General features: G+C 52.5%; 1 protein-coding gene. It reads left to right on the top strand.

The annotated features are described in order from the left end of the window. Window positions 1-669: OprD family outer membrane porin (locus tag AC1DVH_RS31745; RefSeq protein WP_477757111.1), on the top strand; the 669-nt coding region annotated here is incomplete at its 5' end. Between the last annotated feature and the right edge of the window lie 331 nt (window positions 670-1,000).

Here is a 1,000-nt window from a genome sequence, read left to right as displayed (position 1 = left end):
GCTCAGTACTACTATGCCCATCTCGAGAACTACTATAACCAGCAGTTTTTCGGACTGATTCACACGCTTGCGTTCTCGGACAACCAATCCCTGAAAACCGACCTGCGCTACTTCAAAACTGACTCGTCAGGTGAAAACAGCTCTGGTACATCGGGCTACAGAATCAGTGGCTACACCAAAAACGGTGATGGCGTGATCGATAACCGCACTTGGAGTGCCGCCCTGGTTTACTCCATCGGTGGTCACGCGATCACAGCGGGCTACCAAAGCGTTTCAGATGGAAGCAACTTTACCCAGCCCAATCAAGGTAGCCTCGTAGATAAAGGTGCTGGAGGCAGCAGCTTGTATCTGTATACAGATCGCCTGATGCAGAGCTTCAACCGTGCAGGGGAACGTACGTCATTCGGTCAGTACGCCTACGACTTTGCCGCCCTGGGTGTCCCTGGCCTGAAAGCCTCGGTCATGTACGTCTCCGGGGACAATATCAAGACGAGAACCGACGACAATCAGAAAGAATGGGAAAGGGATATCTTTCTGGACTACGTCGTTCAATCCGGCGCACTTAAAAACGTGGGGTTCGGTTGGCGTAATGGTAAATCCAATAGCGAAGCCGCCCGTGATCAAGATCAGAACCGCGTGTTTGTGAGCTACAGCATTCCGCTTCTCTAAGGGGGCAGTACAAACGTATCGCGCTCATTTCGAGGGGTCTGAGCTGGTCAATTCGCCTTTGCGCTGACACTTCTCGACTCTGCCGTCTGGCTCCCTGAGAACCTAGCAGGAATCCAATCTATCGGAGTTGTTTAGACGCGTGAGCCGCTGCCGTATCCGTTCAGGAATCTCCAGCGTGGCTTACACCTGAAGTAAACCGGCGGCCGGCACCGATCTGGCCGTTGGGCCTTTTACATGTCAAATAACCGCGTATGCGGTACTGCCAAATTGTGAGGAAACATCATGCGCATCGAAAACTCAGTCTTCCTAATTACTGGCGCAGGTTCTGGAC

This window comes from Pseudomonas sp. P4_C3, from assembly GCF_056402075.1.
Note: the sequence above shows the minus strand (reverse complement) of the source record. Positions and strands in the feature narration are given on the sequence as shown.